Here is a 17300-nt window from a genome sequence, read left to right as displayed (position 1 = left end):
TCACGCGGCATGGAAGGCACGGCCGCCATCGTCGAACAGATGTGCGGCCTGCGAATCCATCGAGAAACGGGCCTCGCTCCCTGCGACAGCGGTCGACGCGCCCTTGTCCTCAGCGACCAACGAGGTGCCATCGGGCAGGCGCACATAGAGATGCGTGCGATCGCCGAGGCGCTCGACCACTTCGATCCGGCCTGCAAGAGAGCCCGCCGGATCGACCCGGACGGCCTCCGCCCTGACGCCCAGGCGCAGACTGGCGCCCTGAGGCAGGACCGCGATGGGCACGCGGGTGGCGAAGCCGGTGCCATCCGCGAGCCTGGCGGCGGCAAGACCACCCTGCTCGGCGATGGTAACGGGCAGGAAGTTCATGGCGGGGGAGCCGACGAAACGCGCGACGAATTCCGTGGTCGGGCGGGAATAGACCTCCATCGGCGTGCCCACCTGCTCGATCTTGCGGGCATTCATCACCACGATGCGCTCGGCCAGCGTCATCGCCTCGACCTGGTCATGGGTGACGAAGATGGTGGTGGCCTGCACCTGCTGGTGCAGGCGCGCCAGCTCGACGCGGGTGCGCACGCGTAGTGCCGCATCGAGATTGGAAAGCGGCTCGTCGAACAGATAGGCCTTGGGGCTCTTCACCAGAGCGCGGCCGATGGCGACGCGCTGTCGCTGGCCGCCGGAAAGTTGGCCTGGCTTGCGGGCGAGCAGCGGCTCGATCTCCAGGATGCGCGCCGCTTCCTTCACCCGGCGATCGATCTCCTGGCTGGGCACGGCAATGTTGCGCAGGCCGAAAGCCATGTTCTCGTAGATCGTCATATGCGGATAGAGCGCATAATGCTGGAACACCATGGCGACACCGCGAGCGCCCGGGGGAAGCTGGTCGACCCTCTGGCCTCCGATCGAGATCGAGCCACCATCGACGCGCTCCAGCCCCGCGATCATGCGCAGCAAGGTGGATTTTCCGCAGCCTGACGGCCCCAGGAAGGCAATGAATTCGCCCGAGCGGATCTTCAAAGAAAGGTCCGCGATGACGTTCACGGCGCCAAAGGTCTTGGACACCTTGTCGATGTCGATGGCACTCAAGGCCTCTTCCTCCTACCATCTTTTCTTATTATCATCTGATGATAAGATATGAGTAATCGCGGCGCGGTGTCAATCCGTCGCCGAGCCGGATATCGGCAATTTGTAGGAGGATTCATAATTGGCAGGAGGGTTGTTGGGCGCTTTGTTCGCCCCCGATAGCGGTGATAAGAGGTGGAAGGCCTTCCCGGGCACGATCGAAGCTGCCCAAGCGAAGGGCGCCTTCCCGCCGGTGTACGGCCGCGGGCTGGTTTGGAGATGAGTATGTTCGAGCGGGATACCGCCATCAGCACGATGAGTGCGCAGGTCGCGCGCATCATCGGCACCCGCATCACCTCGGGAGAATTTCGTCCCGGTGACACCCTGCCCATCGAGAACGAACTCTGCCAGGCGTATGGCGTCAGCCGCTCGACGGTGCGCGAGGCCGTCAAGAACCTGGCGGCCAAAGGACTGGTCGAGGTTTCCCCCAAGACCGGCACGCGCGTGCTGCCTTTCGCCGACTGGAACCTGCTCGACCAGGACGTGCTGTCCTGGCGCCTCAATGCCCAGTTCGACGAGCGCATCATCGAGGATCTCTATGAAATGCGGAACTGCTTCGAGCCACGTGCCTGCTTCCTGGCGGCGCGGGACGGTTCGGCGGATGATCTGGAACGCATACGGATGCGCTTCTCGGATCTGGTATCCATGCTCGGGCAGCCAGCCTTGGCGGCGGGCGCCGAGACGGAATTCCACCTCGCCATCATGACGGCCACCCATAACGGCCTGTTCGTCACCATTGGGCGGGCGGTCAAGACGGCGCTGAAAGTCTCCTTCGGCCTGACCCAGCGCAGCACCAATGGGCAGGCGCTGGATCTGCAGCCCTATCAGGTCGTCGTCTCGGCCATTCTCGCCCGCAAGGCGGACGAGGCCTCGATGGCCATGAGCCAATTGCTGGAAATTTCGCGGGCCCGCATGCTGGAGGCCCTGCGCAATGCGCCGCGCGCCATCGAGAAGACCGCCGGGCAATAGACAGCCCCGTCCGACGGTCTGCGGGACAGCGCGCCAAACCTGTGCTTATCTTCCCGGTCGTAGCTGGACAGCGAGGTGAAGTCCGATGATCCGCAGCAAGGAGCTATTCGCCCGCTCCGGTGACGCCGAATGGCGGTTCACGCCCGATGGCAACCGGCGACGCATCCTGGCCTATACCGACGAACTGATGATGGTCGAATTCGCCTTCGAGAAGGATGGCGTGGGCTGGTTGCATTCGCATCCCCACATACAGTCCAGCTATGTCGCCGAGGGACGGTTCGAGGTCACCATTGGAGGAAGAACCGAAACGCTCGCCACCGGCGACAGCTTCATCGTGCCATCCGGCCTCGAACATGGCGTCAAAGCACTCGAGAAGGGCCGCCTAGTGGACTGTTTCACCCCGCACCGCGCCGATTTCCTGGCATGATCCCGTTTTGGCGCGGTTCTGCAACCAGCGCAGAAGACTACTGATCCGCGTTCTCGATCGCGCGGGCGACCACGGCCCGTACTTCCTCGCGGCTCATGAAGATGTCGTGGTTGATGAAGCCGGAGCCGAAATCGGAGGCATCGACCACCTTCACGCCGGTCTTCTGCAACTCCTCGCTGTCGCCGGAGCCGACGCGCGGCACGCCGCCCGCGAGCTTGGTCGAGATTTCCAGGGCGCGGTCGTTCTTGGAGACGATCACCGTCATCTTCGACGACAGCGACGACAGGCGCTTCATCTGGCGACGGAAGAGGTCGAGGTCGACATCCGGATTGGCCAGCACGATGGCGCCGAAATGATTGGGGAGAGAAGCCCCCATGCGATCGGACATCGAGCGCAGGGCTTCCATCATCACCATGCTGCCCATGGAATGGGCGATCAAGTTGATGCGACCGACCTTGGGATCGTTGGCGAGCGCGGTGAGCGTGTCCTCCAAGGCGTCGCGCGACCACATCGCGCTGTCCTTGTCGGTCACGTAGTCCAGCAGCGCCGCACGAGAGGGCCAGGAGAACAGCACCGGTACGCCCGAGAACTTGATGCCATCGACCAGCTTAGCATAGCTCGTCGCCGCGCTGTCGAAGGTCTCGTTATAACCGTGGACATAGACGATGACGTCGCGCCCTTCGGCCTGTGCCGCAAGGGCCGTGGCGGGCTGGTCGCCCGGCAGGGCGCTCACCCCGGCCACAGACCAGCCCGGTGTGGAAACCGGATTGACGGCGGCCAGCAGCGACTTCGACGGCGGATACATCACGAGGCGAGCTGCGGTCGGATCGGAAGCGCGCTTGGCGCCGAACCAAGGCTCCTTGCTGCCGGTCGAATTGCGCGTGGTCATCATCAGCATGGTCATGCCGCCGCGCCAAATGCCGAGCGGGGCGGCGTTGGCCGCCTGATCGTTGGAAGCCGTGTTGGTGAGCACCGGCTTCAAGGACGAGGTTGCGTCGCCGGAATCGTCATCGATCCCGACGCAGCCCGTCAGAACCAAAGCCGAAGCAACCAAAGCGAAGAGCGAGGCGACCCGCATCGAAACCCAATCCCGTTTGCCGAGCTGCTTTCAATGCAGCGCAAGGGGTGAATAGTCAGTGAACAGGCGAAATTGAGGCGACAGCGCCCTCCAGGCAAAAATTTCCCGATTTCATGGCGCTTTCTGCTCAATAGAGGCAAAAATGTCACGCAATCGGCCTATCCGAGAGGTGCCGAACCTTGTGCCCCGCGATGACATCGCGGAGGTTGTGTCGGTGCATTCTAGAGCAAAGCGCGTTTTGGCAGAAACGCCCTCGGCGCGTCTTTGCGATTTGGAGTGAAGCCGTCAAATCGCAAAACGCCATAGGGAAGTTCGTCCAGCCATGTCGGGAAGTGAGAATATCGCCGTAGCCAGATCGGCCGCGCATCATTTTGGTCTCGGCCTGGTATTGCGCGTAAGCTGGGCCGTCTACCGCAGCCAATTCCTGCGGCTCACGCTGCTGGCCCTGGTTGCGGTGCTGCCTCCCCCGTTGATCCTGACTTTCTTCCCGATACCGCAGGATCGCCTCCTCACCTCGGTCGAGTATTGGTCGACCCTGCTGCTCAGCCTTGCACTCAGTGCAACGGCCGGAGCGATAACTTGTCTGGGCGTCCAGCAGATGCTGAGCCATCAACCCTTCTCGTTTGGAGCGGCTTTTACGCACGCCCGCCGCAGTTTTCTTGCCCTTTTTGCGACCACGATCATCTTCCTCGGGGCCTTCTATCTCGGGCTCGTCGTCCTGATCATCCCCGGGCTGATGGTGCTCTGCCGTTACTTCGTGGCAGTCCCCGTCTGCGTGGTCGAGCGAACCGGGCCCCTCCAAGCGCTGAAAAGAAGTGCAGAACTGACGAGAGGCTACCGATGGAAATTGCTGATCCTCGGCCTGCTTCTCCTGCTTCTTCAAATTGCACCGAGACTGGCCATCAATTTCGAGGAAATCATCGCTGCCTTCCAAGATCCGGGTGCAGCGCCGGATCAAGTCAATTACCTGAAATATGTCGCAACCATCGGCGTCGATGCCTTGTCGACCAGCTTTGCCTTCGTTGCGTCGGCGATGGCCTATTTCCAGCTCCTCCGCGTGAAAGAAGGCGCCGACGTCAGGCAACTGACAACCGTATTCGACTGACCCAAACAAAAAAGGGCCGGCGTGGTGCCGGCCCTTCCCGATTCAGCTGTCAGCAGGCGAGCAAGCCTTAGTCGAGGCCACCGAGGCAGACATATTTGGCGTCGATGTAATCCTCGATGCCGTATTTGGAGCCTTCCTTGCCCATGCCGGATTCCTTGACGCCACCGAAGGGAGCGACTTCGGTGGTGATCAGGCCCTCATTGACGCCGACCATGCCGTATTTCAGCGCTTCGGCGACCCGGAAGGCGCGGCCGAGATCCTTGGTGTAGAAATAGGAGGCCAGGCCGAATTCGGTATCGTTGGCCATCCGGACGGCCTCTTCCTCGGTCTCGAACTTGAACACCGGGGCCAGCGGCCCGAAGGTCTCGTCGCGCGCCACCAGCATGTCCGGGGTCACCCCGGTCACCACCGTCGGCTCGAAGAAGGTGTGGCCGAGCGCATGGCGCTTGCCGCCCGCCACCACCTTGCCGCCCTTGGCAACGGCGTCGCTGATATGCTCCTCGACCTTCTCCACCGCCTTCTCGTCGATCAGGGGGCCCTGCTGCACGCCAGCCTCCAGGCCGTTACCGACCTTGAGCGCATTGGAAGCGGCGATCAGCTTCTCGACGAACTTGTCGTGGATGCCTGATTGCACCAGGAAGCGATTGGTGCACACGCAGGTCTGACCGGAATTGCGGTACTTGGCGATCATCGCGCCCTCGATCGCCCGATCGACATCGGCATCGTCGAACACGATGAAGGGAGCGTTGCCGCCGAGCTCCATCGAGACCTTCTTGAGTGTCTTGGCCGATTGCTCGACCAGCAGCTTGCCGATCGGCGTGGAGCCAGTGAAGGTGATCTTGCGCACCAGCGGATTGGAGGTGAGCTCGCCGCCGATGGCGCTCGCCGAACCGGTGAGGACGTTGACGACGCCGGCGGGAACGCCGGCCATCTCGGCCAGCACGCCCCAGGCAAGGCCCGAATAGGGTGTCTGCAGGGCCGGCTTGATCACGATGGTGCAGCCGGCGGCCAAAGCCGGGCCGAGCTTGCGTGCGATCATCGAAGAGGGGAAATTCCAGGGCGTGATGGCGCCGACGACACCGACCGGCTCCTTGGTGACCAGGATGCGGCGTCCCGGCCAGGGAGAAGGAATCACATCGCCATAGACGCGCTGGGCTTCCTCGGCGAACCAGCGCACATAGGCGGCCGAGAACACCACTTCGCCGCGCGCTTCGGCGAGCGACTTGCCCTGCTCGACCGTGAGCAGCACGCCGAGTGCGTCGGCATTAGCCTCGACCAGGTCGGCAAGCTTGTGCAGGATCTTGGCCCGCTCCTTGGCGGTCTTGGCGCGCCAGGCCGGGAAAGCGGCATCGGCGGCGGCAATGGCGCGCGCCGTCTCGTCCTTGCCGCAATTGGGCACGCTGCCGATGAGTTCGCCCGTGGCGGGATTGGTGACCGGCAAGGTCTTGCCGCTATCGGAAGCGATCCATTGACCGTTGACGTAGGCGGCTTCACGCTTGAATTCGAGTGTCTGCGCCAGCTTTTCCAACATGCGCCTTCCTCCGTTATGTCTCTCGCTGGCGCTTAGATAGGCGTTCGGCGCGCGCGGATCAATGTAGAAATGTGATCACATATTCGGGTGTTGCCTCTCCTCGCGAAGCCTGCGATGGAGGCCAAGCAGAATATCCCGATATCGTCGATCCGTGGACGGTATCGGGATATTCTGCAAGCGTTTTAGATCCTGCCTATTCCTCCTCATCCTCCCTGGTCGATCAGGAGGAATAGGCTTGCTGCACATAAAGAAAGCAAGTCGCGATGTCCAATCCCGTCCTGGCCGAACTCATACGCGGCGGTATGGTCGAAAGCCGGCATAGCGGCGCCGTTGCCGTCAGCGATCCCGAAGGCCGCCTTGTGCTTTCACTTGGCGACGTCACCAGGCCCATCTTTCCCCGCTCGGCCGTGAAGGCGTTCCAGGCCCTGCCCTTGCTGGAATCCGGAGCCGCCGACAAGCTCGGCCTCACCGACGCCGACATCGCCCTCGCCGTCTCCTCCCATGGCGGCGAACAGCGCCATGTCGAGACGGCCGCCGCCATGCTGGCCAAGGCCGGCCGCGATGCCGGCGCGCTCGAATGCGGCGTTCATGCGCCGAGTTTCCGCCCGGCCGCCTGGGCCCTGCTGCGTGCCGGCGAGGAGCCTTCGGCCCTGCACAACAACTGTTCGGGCAAGCACGCCGGCTTCATCTGCCTTGCCTGCGCCGGAGATCGCGATCCGCATGGCTACGTCGAAGCCGGGCATCCGGTGATGCGCGAGGTGATGGGGGCGGTGAACGAGATGAGCGGCGCCGCCCTCACCGGCGATGGCGTCGGCATCGACGGCTGCTCCATTCCCACCCAGGCCGCGCCGCTGGCCGGCGTGGCACGGGGCTTTGCCCGCTTCGGCACCGGCGCCCATCTCGGCCCCGAGCGAGGGAAGGCCGCGACCCGCATCCGCCGCGCCGCGGCGGCCGAACCATTCCTGATTGCCGGCACCAAGCGCTTCTGTACCGAGATCATGACGATCTTCGGCGAGCGCGTCTTCGTGAAGACCGGCGCCGAGGGCGTATTCTGCGCCGCCTTTCCCGAACTCGGTTACGGCATCGCCCTCAAATGCGATGATGGCGGCACCAGAGCCGCCGAGTTGATGATGGCCGGCGTGATCGCCAAGCTGCTGCCCTTGTCCGAAAACGAGGCCGAGGCGTTGAAACGCTTCCTCGAACCCGTACAGAAGAACTGGAACGGCATCGAGGTGGGCAGGCTCCGCCTGGCGGGGGCATTGGCCTGAAGCGGCGCCCTGTCGCTCTTCCTCAGGTCGAGGCCGCTTTCTTCCAATCACCCGTGCTGTTCCACCAGCGATTGGGATTCTTGCTGTCATCAAGCCCTTTGGAACGGCTGGACAGGATGGTCTGCAGCCTGATCACCGGCTCCTGGTAGGAATGGGCCTGGAAGATCGCCTCGATCACCCTCTCCGTAATCTCCTGCACATCTGGAAGCTCGAAACAGACTTCCACCACGCCGGGGCGCTGGCGAAGCTTACTTTCGGCGCCGGCCGCCGCCCCTTCCAATGGGCGATAGCGCTCGGTCCCGGGCGCGGATTGATAGGCATTGCTGTCATAGGCCCCCATCGTGAGCGGAGTGATGGCAATGACCGCCGCCATGATACGATCGACATCCTCCACCGGAGCCTGAAACGTCAGAAGGCGCATGGGCACCATCGAAACCGACAATGTCTCGAAACCTGTCATGGCCATCTGCCCTTCCGGCTGGTTGAAGCCGGGACCTTAGTCCGCCGCTGCTGACAACTGCCTGTCAGCATTCTCGGCAGAGAAGGCCCCATGCAAGTCGCTCCCTGGACGGCACTCGCCACGCGTCAGATATCCCGCAAATCAGCACTTGATCTAGAGTGCACTCCAGCAAGTAGCCTCGACGACAGTTCAGGAGTGCGATGAAGACAGATGAAAATCGGAGAACTGGCGCGTCGCTCGGGATTGTCGGTGCACACGCTTCGCTACTACGAGAAAGCCGGCCTGCTTCCGCCAGCCTTTCGGAACCGTTCGGGCCAGCGGGACTATGACGCCGCCATCCTCGGCTGGATCGAATTCCTCGGCCGCATGAAGGCTGCGGGCATGCCGATCCGGGACATCGCGGCCTATGCGCTCTTGTGGAAGCAGGGCGCCGGTACCGAGGCCGCGCGCCGCGACATGCTTGAGAAGCAAGGCCGGCGGGTGGCAGCCCAGATCGAGGACCTTCAATCCTGTCTCGTCGTCATCCAGCAGAAGATCCTGGACCTGGCTGAACTGGAAAAAGGACGAAAATCATGAGTGCCTATGTCATTTCCGACGTGGTTCCGCAGGACGTGGAAGCCTGGAACGCCTATGTGTGGCTGGCCCCCGCGACGATCGAAAAATATGGCGGCCGCTATCTGGCACGCGGCGGATCGGTGCAAAACATGGAGGGAAACTGGTCGCCTCGCCTGATCGTCCTGGTAGAATTTCCCGACCGGGAGGCCGTCGAGGCCTGGTATGCCTCCCCTGAATATGCCGAGGCCCTGAATTTTCGTGGCAAGGCCCTGAGCAGAAACCTGATCCGGGTGGACGGCGTCGATTGAGCATGCTTCGACGCAAGTCGAAACACTGCCCGACACGGCCCGCTAGAACGGGGCGACAAGTCCACGCAACTGGCGGGCCGCCCTGATGACAAGAAAATTCGCCTATTTCACCGACGCCCATCTCGGTCAGAGGCTCGTCATGGGCGGTGCGATGGACAGCGACAAGATGCGCTATGCCAACGAGCCTGCCGAACACTGGGATCACCTGCGCCAAGTCCTCGACGACATTGCGGCAAGAGACATATCGGACGTGGTCTTCGGCGGCGATATCGGAGCACGCGGCGCCGTCCCCGATTTCTTCGAGATTCTGGGATCCTACGATTTCAATTCGAAAATAGTGCTGGGCAACCACGACGACTATGACGCGGTTTCACCCTTCCTTTCCGATCAGACCCATGCCGTTCAGGGCAAGGCCTGCTTTTCCGAAGGCGATCCGGCGCTGAAATGGCTGTTTCTCGATTCATCAACCAACCGGGTGGACGAGGACCAGCTCGGCTGGCTCGCGCGGGAACTGCAAGGCACGCGCCAGCTCCTGCTGTTCCTGCATCATCCCATCCTGCCGATCGACACGCCGGTGGAGCATGCCGGAGCCTCCTTGAAGGAACGCGACGCTCTCAAGGCGCTTCTGATCGGCAGCCAGTGCGGCATATCGGTGTTTTCAGGCCATTATCACATGGCGGATGAACGGCACGAGGCGAACATCCGACAGTTCTGCACCCCCGCCGTCTCCTACCAGATCGTCAAGGAGGCCGATCGGCTTGAAGTCGATGCGACGCGATGCGGCTATCGCATCGTGGAGACCAACGACGGGGAGATTGAAACCGAGATCGTCTATCTGAGCGAGATTTAGGCCAGGGTGGCTGCTTGCTGTTGGGCTGATGCCCTCCATCACGACCCATTGCAGATCGGGCAGCCATGGACATGCTTGATCAGGCCGTGCACCTGGCAACGGTCGAACTCGGGAGCCGACCACCGATTCCTGTCATTCTGCGCCTCGGCGCGAATATCCGCCGGCGCGAACGCCGCCAGCAGCACCTGGAATTTATCCAGGCATGGCATGAGCCATTCTTCCTTCGGCTCATAGCCGAGCCCGTGCCAGCCCTCTTTCGCTTTCGCAGTAGCAATCGTGCGCAGGAGGAAGGAGCGGTCTTCGACGAAACTCTCGATTTCCCAGGGCATCTCCGAAACATCGAAGCCCACGGTTCCGAGGCCATAGACGCCCTGGTCCCTTGCGGCGATCCAGGATGCAAGCTGGCAATGCCGACAGGTCGCAGCCAATGACGAGGCAGCCAACGCCAATACGCCGATGAACACCGACGTCAGTGAATTGTTCATCTGCAGAAATGGCAGATCAGGCCGCGCCTCATAGGTGATCGAATTCGCCATCGGGTAAGATCCGACTTGCTCCTGCGGTGCAGAAAGTACCAGACAGATCAACCATGGCGCAGCTCCGTCCCGGATGCGAAGCCACTATGCCCGCGCACCCGAACGAGAACCGGATTATCCCGCTCACACCTGTCCGAAGCGATATTGCGTCTCTTGATCGTAGACCTGGCCCGGCCGGATGATCGAGGATGGGAAATGCGCCTTGTTCACGGCATCCGGCAAGTTCTGGGTCTCCAGGCAGAAGCCGGCGAAGGCCCCATATTTGGCGCCGCCCAGGCCCGGCACCGCGATATCCAGCTTGGCGGCATCATAAAGCTGGACGCCGGGCTGGGTCGTCCAGGTCTCGAGGCTGACGCCGCTTTTGGGCGACCAAGCATGCGCAGCCCGCGTCAGCGTGCCGGCACTGCGCAGCACGAAATTGATGTCGTATTTGAAGGGGCCCTCCGGCGTATCGAAACGCAGCGGACGCGGCGCGCGAAAATCATAGGGCGTACCCGCCACCGAAAGGATCTCGCCGGTGGGGATGAGATCGGTATCGGTGGGCGTGTAGAAATCGGCGTCGATCTCAATGCGATGGTCGAGCACGTCGGCAGAACCATCGAGATTGAAATAGGAATGCTGGGCGAGATTGATCGGCGTCGCCTTGTCGGCGGTGGCGGTGAAGATCACCTGCAGCGTCGCCGGCTCCAGCAGCCGGTAGGTACAGGTCGTCACCACGCGGCCGGGGAAGCCCATGTCGCCATCTTCGGAGACCAGCACCAAAGTGGCCGAGCGCTGGTCCGATTGCACCAGCGACCAGACGCGCTTACCGAAGCCGGTGGCGCCGCCATGCAGCGTGTGCGGCCCGCCATGGCTCTTGGAGAGGTCGTAGGTCACGCCATCCAGGGTGAAACGGCCGAAGCCGATGCGATTGGCGACCCGGCCGGGAACGGCGCCGAAATGCGGGGAATATTTGGGATAGTCCTCGAATTTCTCGAAGCCGAGCACCACACGCTGCGGCCCATTCTTCGAGGGCACCAGGAGATCGCGCACCACGCCGCCATAGGTGATGATCCGGGCCTCGGCACCGGCATCGGAGCGCAGGGTGACCTCGAGCACATCGGCGCCGTTGAAGGTTCCGAACAGGACAGGCTTGGACATGGGATTTCCTTGGTAGGGATGAGACGTGAAGCTGGGCCAGCACCGCCAAGGCAGCGGCGACTCGTTTCTACACAGTCCACCAATAACGGACCACATGGAAGAAGATCGGCGCGGCGAATACAACGGAATCGAGCCGGTCGAGCATGCCGCCATGCCCCTCGATCAGATGCCCCCAATCCTTGACGCCGCGATCGCGCTTGATCGCCGACATCACCAGCCCGCCGAAGAAACCCATCAAGGTGACCACCAGCGCCACCAGCCCGGCCTGCCAGAAGGAGAACGGGGTGATCCACCACAGGCCGGCGCCGAGCAGCGTGGCACTCGCCACCCCGCCGATCAGGCCTTCCCAGGTCTTGGAGGGCGACAGTTTCGGCGCCACCTTGTGCCGGCCGAGGAGCTTGCCCCAGACATATTGCAGCACGTCGCTCATCTGCACCACGATGACCAGGAAGGCGATGAGAAGCAGCTTGCGACCCTCGAAACCTGGAATGTCCAGCGTCAGCAGCGCCGGCACATGAGAGAGGCAGAAGATGGCGATCATCATGCCCCACTGCATCTCGGCGATGCGGGTCATGAATTTGGCCGTGTCGCCCCTGAGCGCGATCAGGATCGGCAGGAGCAGGAAGACATAGACGGGAATGAAGATCGAGTAGAGCCCGTACCACTCGATCCAGATCAAGTAATATTGCACCGGCAGCACCACGAAGAACATGGCGAACAGGGTGCGATGATCCGCCCGGCGCGTCGGCGTCAGTGTCAGGAATTCGCGCAGGGCGGCAAAGGAAGCAAAGGCGAAGAGGGCGACTACTCCGGCCTTGCCGAGGAGGAAAGCGCCTCCCATCAGCGCTACCATCACCCACCAGGCGCGGATGCGCGCATTGAGATTGTCGATGGCGGCATGGCCCTGCGGCCCGGCCCGGCGATCGAGCTGCCAGCCGATCAGGGAGGCGAGGACCAGGAAGGCGACGATGCCGCCAAACAGGGTCAGGGTATGGTTCTCGAACATCAGCCCTCGTCCCCCTCATGCGGCTTGAGGGCCAGCAGGGCATTCCGGCTGCGATCGAGGAAGGCCTGCTTCTCCTCGCCAGGCCGCAGGCGCAACGGTGCTCCGAAGGTCACGGTGCACAGGAAGGGAACCGGCAGGAACTCGCCCTTGGGCATCACGCGGTTGAGGTTTTCGATCCAGACCGGCACCATCTCCACCTCCGGCTGGCGCTTGGCGAGCCAGAACAGGCCGGACTTGAAGGGAAGCAGCGGCTCCTCCCCCATGTTGCGCGTTCCCTCCGGAAACAGGATCAGCGAGGATCCCGCTTCCAGGGCCGAGGCCATCTGGCCGATCGGATCGACACTGCGGGTGGCGCTTTCACGATCGATCAGCACGGCGTCGAAGACATTATGGGCGAGGAAACGCCGCAGCGCTCCGGCATTCCAATAATCGCGCGCCGCCACTGGCCGCGCCGCCGAGCGCAGGACACCCGGGAAGACCGTCCAGACCAGGATGAAATCGCCATGGCTGGCATGGTTGGCAAAATAGATGCGCGGCTTGCGCACCGGCAGGCAGCCTTGCCAATTGCCACGCACACCGGTGACGAGCCGGGCAAAACCGATGGTGGCGGTCCCCACCAGCCGGCCGAGCAGAGACCGGCCATCCCGCACCACGATGTCACTCACAACACGATCCCGAGCAATGGCAAGGCCAACAAGCACAAAACCTGCAAGGCCAGGAAAATGGCCTGCCGACGGACCAGGGCCATGGCGCCGCGTGCCCGCTCGGACATCGGGCGTGAGGCGCGGTCCTGCGCGAACAGCCCGAGACGCTTCATTGCCCCGTCGAAATTGGTGGTGCTGAAGGCATTGCCGGCAAGATGGCCGAATATCTCGGCATCGAAGCCCGCGCGAAAGGCGAAATAGCTCTGCACGAGCCCGAAGACCAGCGCAAGCAGCACAGGAGCGCTGACCAACAGGGGCGCCGAGGCATAGGTAGCGGCGAGAAGACCGCCGACACCGAGCAAGGTGAGCCCGCGCGAAATCCGGTCGAGCGCCCTGCCCTGCCGCAGATAGGCTGCGGCGATGGCAGCAATCACCGCTGGATTTTCCTGTGCCTCAGCCATCGACGCTATCAATCCTTCCAGCCGCCGCAATGGCGGCACGTGCCTCCAACCCCAGCACGATTCGAGGGCGGATAGCACCTATGATCGCAATCGCCTCGTCCACCGTCTTCGCCTCGCCATTGGCAAGCAGCCAGGTCGCCAGCGCGGCGGCGCTGCGCGAATAGCCGAGCGCACAGCACACCAGTACCGTACCTTGTCCACGCGCGGCTTCAATCGCTTGGGACGCCGCCATCAGCTTCGCCGCCTGCGGCGCAATCAGGTCGAGCATCGGCACGGCCTGTGTCAGGGACCCCGGCCAGGCAGGCAGTTCGGCGGCAAGATCGACAACGCTGCCATACTTCCCCGGCGCCCGATCGAAGCGCGAGGGGATACGGCCGAGATAGACCCCCGGACGGACCTCGCCGGCCGATGGCTCATGGCGCGTCCACCAGCGCGAATTGAGGAAGGCGCCGAGCTGATAGGGAGCGAACAGAAGCCGGACTGCTACCGGCATCGAGCCGTCGGCGCGCTTCTGGAAACCAGCAGCGCCGCGCCAGAGATAATTGGACGCGACCAGGCCGAGAGATACCGCCGGATAGCAGAGCCAGAGCGCCCAGCCGTCAATCCCGATGCCGACAACGGCAAGAACCAGCGCGCCAAGACCGTAACAGGTGGCGAGTTTTCGACGTTTGCCCGCTTCACTTTCCTCCTCCAGGGACGGGGATGAATCCGGCCACAACCACAGGCAGAACAGGCCGAGCAAGGCACCGCTCGGAATGTCGAAGAAATGATGCTGATAGGTGGTGAGGACGGAAAGGCCGATCAGGGCGAACCAGGGATGGAGTAACCATCGAGCCCATGTCGGCAGATGACTGAGGTAATGCACCCACAGGATCACCAGGAGCGCGATGTGCAAAGAAGGCGCCTGATTATAGGGCTTGTCGAAGCTCAGCAGGGCATCGAACATGAAGCCTGGCAGCCCGGCGCCGATCTCCGGCTTGGCGAAGCTGAAGCGCAGCGGAAAGACGAGGAAGCAGGCGACGGCGATGACCTGCGCCGTGAGCAGCCGGCGGCCCAGCGTGTCCAACTCCGTCCGGCTGGTACAGACGAACAGCGAAGCGGCATAGAACAGGTTGACCGACCAATAGGGAATGATCGTCCAGGGCAGGAACGGCATATCCCGTTCCCAGCCGAACACGATGGACGGCACGAAGGCACGCTGGTCGGCCAGATAATTGGCGAGGCCATAGCTCGAATAGAAGAAGATGCCGAGGCCTGCGAGCCAGACAAGCGCCCTGCCCCAGGGACGCCCATCGGCGGGCCTTGCCGGTACCGCCATGCTCATGACGATACCGGAGCGCGGACATCACAGCGCCATGCTCGCATGGCGTGATGTCCGCTCTTGGAACCGCCGCACCACCGGGCAAGGAAGAAGCGGAAATCGCGACATGCAAGCATGTCGCTGAGAAGTCCGCGGTCCAAAACAAGGGTCATGATGCGGCCTTGCGCCGGGCAAGCGAGACCGAGAAGATGCCCCATTCGTCGATGCGCTGCTCGAGCTTCTCGAAGCCGGCCGCCTCGACGAGTTGGTCCATCTCCGCCTGCGTGCGCCGGCGCATCACCCAGGCCTGACCTTGGCGGTGGCTGGTCAAAGCGCGGGCGATGAATTCGAGCTGCGGGTGCCAGGGCTGGCCGGTATAGATCAGATAGCCTCCTGCCGGGATGGCGGCGGCAAGCCCACCCAGCGACCATTTGATCAGGTTGTTGTCGGCAAACAGCTCATAAAGGCCAGAGACCAGGCCCAGAGTGGGCTTGGGCTCGATGCCGGCAAGGCTTGCGGCATCGAAGGCATCGCCCTTGACGAAGCGGGCGATGTCGGCGAGGCCCTTCTCGGCGATCAGCCGGCCACCCGCCTCGACGTTGATGTCGCTGTAGTCGCGCAGCAGGATCGAATCCGGCCGCGACACGCCTTCCGCTTCCAGGGCCTCGAGCACATAGCGGCCATGGCCGGCGGCAATATCGACGATGGAGACCGGTTTGCCTTCCGCCCGCAGCCGGGCGATGGCAATGCGCAGCAATTCCTCGACATGAAGCTTGCGCTGGCGGATGCCGCGCCAGCCGATGGCATCGAGATAGTTCCTGTCGGCCAGCCGCCCGAAAGCCGAACGCCCCGACGGCGTGTTGCGGTAGACATAATCGAGGGTTGAGCCGGAATCGAAGCCGGTCTCATGGCCAAGCTTGATGCCGTCCGAGATCAGCCCCGTCGCCTTCAGCCCGAGCCTGGTGCCCGCCCAGTAGAGTCCCCTCGGCGAGACGAGCGGCAAGGGCGAAGCGAGCCTGTCGGCCTCGTCGCGCGTGAAGCCCTGCCGATCGGCCTCGGTCAGGACCGTCCGCTCCAGCGGCGCCGCGAAGCGTTCGCCGAGGAAGCGCCGGACATGGCCTGTTGCCACTGCCCTGTCCTTCTCCCCCAGCGTGTCATGATAGAAGCCGGGCAGCACATGCCGTTCCTTGATTGCCGATCCCAGATTTTCGTAGAAGCGGTGCTGGGGCCCGTGATGCACCACCCAGTCGGCGCCGGAGACGAGGAGTTGCGTCGGCACCGTGATGGCGCGGGCGTCTTCCACCACCCGCTGCGCGGCATCGTAGAGCCCGAGCAGGATGCGCACCGAGATCGCCCTTGTGATCTTGGGATCGGCGTCGAAGGTAGCCTGACGCTCGTGATCATGGGTGAGGAACTTGGCCTTCACATAGGATTGGACGAAGAAATTCCCCTTGAAGGCCTGCCAGAGCTTCAGGCCCGGCCGGGCAAAGGGCACGTAGAGCTTCACCTTGAAGGCCGGCGAGGCGACCACCAGAGCGCGGATCTTGGGGGCATAGTCATGCACCCAGGCCGAGACGACGACGGCCCCGACGCTCTGAGCGATCACTGCGATATCGGCGGGCGCGAGGCCATGCGCAGTGCCGATATGGTCGATGAAGCTCTGCACGTCGCGTACCAGGGCACCGAAACTCGGGGCATCGCCGCGTTCGCCGGGCGAATCGCCGTGGCCACGGGCATCCCAGGCGAAGAACTCATAATCGGGCATCGCCAGCTCATCGGGCAGATGCGCCATGCGTCCCGAATGCTCATGCCCGCGATGGAACAGCACCACCGCGCCCTTGGCTGATCCGTTGACCGCCGGCCAATGGCGGTAGAACAGCTCGACGCCGTCATGGCTGCGGAAAAAACTGGTGTTGGAGGGACGCATCATGACTCCTGCAAGGCGCGCGCTTCGCGCAGGCCCTTATGCACACGATTGGCGATGGTCAGTGTGAGAAAAAGCACGGCAAGCGGCATGATCCAGCCAAACCAGCCGGGTAGCGGCAGGCCGAGGCCGATCCATAGGCCGAGTGCGCCGAACAGGAAGGCCCGGTCGCTCTTGCCGAGCGGGCCGTCATAACGCCGCGAGGCCCCCACCATCGGCCCCATCACACCGGCGAATTCGCTGATCACCGCGAGCACGATCACCGCCCCGGTCCAGAACGGGCCGAAGACCGGCAGGGTGGCAAAGGGCAGGATCAGCGCCGCATCGGAGACGACGTCGGCGATCTCGTTGAGATAGGCGCCGAGCTGGCTTTTCTGGCCGAATTCGCGCGCCAGCATGCCGTCAACCGCGTTGAGAGCCATGCGGATGGCGAGCCAGACCGGCAAGAGCAGGAAGAGAATGCGCAGGTCCGAAAGCCAGGTTACGCCGAAGCCGACGGCAAGTGAGCCCGCCGCCGCCGCCAGCGTCACCTGGTTTGCGGTGGTGCCCCGCTCGGCCAACCGCGTGACGCGCGGGCGCAAAAGGGCCTGAAAACGGGGCTTGAGGGCATAGAGACTCACGG

The 17300-nt window shown here is 63.2% G+C and carries 19 protein-coding genes; 7 read left to right on the top strand and 12 right to left on the bottom strand.

Annotated features, from left to right (window positions below; genetic code table 11):
- Window positions 1–1080 (bottom strand): ABC transporter ATP-binding protein, encoded by a 1080-nt coding sequence (locus ACZYTC_RS03670; protein ID WP_434957358.1) that lies wholly within the window; start codon window positions 1078–1080, stop codon window positions 1–3.
- A gap of 261 nt (window positions 1081–1341) precedes the next feature.
- Between ACZYTC_RS03670 and ACZYTC_RS03665 the strand changes: the two genes are divergently transcribed.
- Together ACZYTC_RS03665 and ACZYTC_RS03660 are read left to right on the top strand one after the other, a co-directional pair.
- On the top strand, window positions 1342–2085 hold the full coding sequence (locus tag ACZYTC_RS03665) for a FadR/GntR family transcriptional regulator (protein ID WP_488988930.1): 744 nt from the start codon (window positions 1342–1344) through the stop codon (window positions 2083–2085).
- Window positions 2086–2170: 85 nt separating this feature from the next.
- Entirely contained in the window at window positions 2171–2512 is a 342-nt protein-coding gene (locus tag ACZYTC_RS03660; RefSeq protein WP_434957360.1) for a cupin domain-containing protein, read from the top strand.
- A gap of 37 nt (window positions 2513–2549) precedes the next feature.
- Here ACZYTC_RS03660 and ACZYTC_RS03655 read toward each other — a convergent pair whose 3' ends face one another.
- Window positions 2550–3590, bottom strand: coding sequence for an alpha/beta hydrolase (locus tag ACZYTC_RS03655; RefSeq protein WP_434957361.1), 1041 nt, complete (start codon window positions 3588–3590; stop codon window positions 2550–2552).
- Window positions 3591–4059: 469 nt separating this feature from the next.
- Between ACZYTC_RS03655 and ACZYTC_RS03650 the strand changes: the two genes are divergently transcribed.
- Window positions 4060–4695: a DUF7847 domain-containing protein gene (locus ACZYTC_RS03650; RefSeq protein ID WP_488988929.1), complete on the top strand. Its 636-nt coding sequence runs from the start codon at window positions 4060–4062 to the stop codon at window positions 4693–4695.
- 67 nt (window positions 4696–4762) lie between these two features.
- Here ACZYTC_RS03650 and ACZYTC_RS03645 read toward each other — a convergent pair whose 3' ends face one another.
- Complete coding sequence (locus ACZYTC_RS03645; protein WP_488988928.1) at window positions 4763–6226, bottom strand: NAD-dependent succinate-semialdehyde dehydrogenase; 1464 nt, start codon at window positions 6224–6226, stop codon at window positions 4763–4765.
- A gap of 263 nt (window positions 6227–6489) precedes the next feature.
- Here ACZYTC_RS03645 and ACZYTC_RS03640 point away from each other — a divergent pair, with 263 nt between their 5' ends.
- Window positions 6490–7494 (top strand): asparaginase, encoded by a 1005-nt coding sequence (locus ACZYTC_RS03640; protein WP_434957364.1) that lies wholly within the window; start codon window positions 6490–6492, stop codon window positions 7492–7494.
- A 22-nt stretch (window positions 7495–7516) separates the two neighbouring features.
- Here the strand turns inward: ACZYTC_RS03640 and ACZYTC_RS03635 are convergent, their stop codons facing one another.
- Window positions 7517–7960 (bottom strand): YqfO family protein, encoded by a 444-nt coding sequence (locus ACZYTC_RS03635; protein ID WP_434957365.1) that lies wholly within the window; start codon window positions 7958–7960, stop codon window positions 7517–7519.
- Between the two features lie 204 nt (window positions 7961–8164).
- Between ACZYTC_RS03635 and ACZYTC_RS03630 the strand changes: the two genes are divergently transcribed.
- From ACZYTC_RS03630 to ACZYTC_RS03620, 3 genes are all read left to right on the top strand, one after another.
- On the top strand, window positions 8165–8530 hold the full coding sequence (locus tag ACZYTC_RS03630; RefSeq protein WP_434957366.1) for a MerR family transcriptional regulator: 366 nt from the start codon (window positions 8165–8167) through the stop codon (window positions 8528–8530).
- On the top strand, window positions 8527–8817 hold the full coding sequence (locus ACZYTC_RS03625) for a DUF1330 domain-containing protein (RefSeq protein ID WP_454814962.1): 291 nt from the start codon (window positions 8527–8529) through the stop codon (window positions 8815–8817). Before ACZYTC_RS03630 ends, ACZYTC_RS03625 begins: the two co-directional genes overlap by 4 nt.
- An 85-nt stretch (window positions 8818–8902) precedes the next feature.
- Window positions 8903–9667, top strand: a complete 765-nt coding sequence (locus ACZYTC_RS03620; protein ID WP_434957368.1) for a metallophosphoesterase family protein — start codon at window positions 8903–8905, stop codon at window positions 9665–9667.
- 38 nt (window positions 9668–9705) lie between these two features.
- On the opposite strand, the gene ACZYTC_RS03615 is transcribed toward ACZYTC_RS03620, so the two are convergent.
- The 8 genes from ACZYTC_RS03615 to ACZYTC_RS03580 form a co-directional block, all read right to left on the bottom strand.
- The gene (locus tag ACZYTC_RS03615; RefSeq protein WP_454814964.1) at window positions 9706–10203 is read right to left on the bottom strand and encodes a hypothetical protein; all 498 of its coding nucleotides are present in this window, start codon (window positions 10201–10203) and stop codon (window positions 9706–9708) included.
- A gap of 123 nt (window positions 10204–10326) precedes the next feature.
- Window positions 10327–11343 carry an aldose epimerase family protein gene (locus ACZYTC_RS03610; protein WP_454814965.1) on the bottom strand — a complete coding sequence of 339 codons (1017 nt, stop codon included), beginning with the start codon at window positions 11341–11343 and terminating at the stop codon, window positions 10327–10329.
- A gap of 67 nt (window positions 11344–11410) precedes the next feature.
- Window positions 11411–12349 (bottom strand): phosphatidate cytidylyltransferase, encoded by a 939-nt coding sequence (locus tag ACZYTC_RS03605; RefSeq protein WP_481272649.1) that lies wholly within the window; start codon window positions 12347–12349, stop codon window positions 11411–11413.
- Window positions 12349–13014, bottom strand: a complete 666-nt coding sequence (locus ACZYTC_RS03600; protein WP_434957372.1) for a lysophospholipid acyltransferase family protein — start codon at window positions 13012–13014, stop codon at window positions 12349–12351. The genes ACZYTC_RS03605 and ACZYTC_RS03600 overlap by 1 nt, the downstream gene beginning before the upstream one ends.
- Complete coding sequence (locus tag ACZYTC_RS03595; protein WP_434957373.1) at window positions 13011–13454, bottom strand: hypothetical protein; 444 nt, start codon at window positions 13452–13454, stop codon at window positions 13011–13013. Before ACZYTC_RS03595 ends, ACZYTC_RS03600 begins: the two co-directional genes overlap by 4 nt.
- On the bottom strand, window positions 13447–14778 hold the full coding sequence (locus ACZYTC_RS03590) for a phosphatase PAP2/dual specificity phosphatase family protein (protein ID WP_488988927.1): 1332 nt from the start codon (window positions 14776–14778) through the stop codon (window positions 13447–13449). Before ACZYTC_RS03590 ends, ACZYTC_RS03595 begins: the two co-directional genes overlap by 8 nt.
- Window positions 14779–14923: 145 nt before the next feature.
- Window positions 14924–16684, bottom strand: a complete 1761-nt coding sequence (locus tag ACZYTC_RS03585; RefSeq protein ID WP_488988926.1) for a bifunctional alpha/beta hydrolase/class I SAM-dependent methyltransferase — start codon at window positions 16682–16684, stop codon at window positions 14924–14926.
- On the bottom strand, window positions 16681–17298 hold the full coding sequence (locus ACZYTC_RS03580; protein ID WP_434957376.1) for a CDP-alcohol phosphatidyltransferase family protein: 618 nt from the start codon (window positions 17296–17298) through the stop codon (window positions 16681–16683). The genes ACZYTC_RS03585 and ACZYTC_RS03580 overlap by 4 nt, the downstream gene beginning before the upstream one ends.
- Window positions 17299–17300: the final 2 nt, after the last annotated feature.

The organism is Labrys sp. F242 (assembly GCF_057813875.1).
This window is presented reverse-complemented; position numbering and strand designations above follow the sequence as displayed.

Coding starts and splice junctions, on each gene's coding strand:
- ACZYTC_RS03585 (WP_488988926.1), bottom strand. CDS start 16,684: ATGATGCGTCCCTCCAACACCAGTTTTTTCCGCAGCCATGACGGCGTC.
- ACZYTC_RS03660 (WP_434957360.1), top strand. CDS start 2,171: ATGATCCGCAGCAAGGAGCTATTCGCCCGCTCCGGTGACGCCGAATGG.
- ACZYTC_RS03610 (WP_454814965.1), bottom strand. CDS start 11,343: ATGTCCAAGCCTGTCCTGTTCGGAACCTTCAACGGCGCCGATGTGCTC.
- ACZYTC_RS03640 (WP_434957364.1), top strand. CDS start 6,490: ATGTCCAATCCCGTCCTGGCCGAACTCATACGCGGCGGTATGGTCGAA.
- ACZYTC_RS03590 (WP_488988927.1), bottom strand. CDS start 14,778: ATGAGCATGGCGGTACCGGCAAGGCCCGCCGATGGGCGTCCCTGGGGC.
- ACZYTC_RS03615 (WP_454814964.1), bottom strand. CDS start 10,203: ATGGCGAATTCGATCACCTATGAGGCGCGGCCTGATCTGCCATTTCTG.
- ACZYTC_RS03630 (WP_434957366.1), top strand. CDS start 8,165: ATGAAAATCGGAGAACTGGCGCGTCGCTCGGGATTGTCGGTGCACACG.
- ACZYTC_RS03620 (WP_434957368.1), top strand. CDS start 8,903: ATGACAAGAAAATTCGCCTATTTCACCGACGCCCATCTCGGTCAGAGG.
- ACZYTC_RS03625 (WP_454814962.1), top strand. CDS start 8,527: ATGAGTGCCTATGTCATTTCCGACGTGGTTCCGCAGGACGTGGAAGCC.
- ACZYTC_RS03645 (WP_488988928.1), bottom strand. CDS start 6,226: ATGTTGGAAAAGCTGGCGCAGACACTCGAATTCAAGCGTGAAGCCGCC.
- ACZYTC_RS03605 (WP_481272649.1), bottom strand. CDS start 12,349: ATGTTCGAGAACCATACCCTGACCCTGTTTGGCGGCATCGTCGCCTTC.
- ACZYTC_RS03635 (WP_434957365.1), bottom strand. CDS start 7,960: ATGGCCATGACAGGTTTCGAGACATTGTCGGTTTCGATGGTGCCCATG.
- ACZYTC_RS03595 (WP_434957373.1), bottom strand. CDS start 13,454: ATGGCTGAGGCACAGGAAAATCCAGCGGTGATTGCTGCCATCGCCGCA.
- ACZYTC_RS03665 (WP_488988930.1), top strand. CDS start 1,342: ATGTTCGAGCGGGATACCGCCATCAGCACGATGAGTGCGCAGGTCGCG.
- ACZYTC_RS03655 (WP_434957361.1), bottom strand. CDS start 3,590: ATGCGGGTCGCCTCGCTCTTCGCTTTGGTTGCTTCGGCTTTGGTTCTG.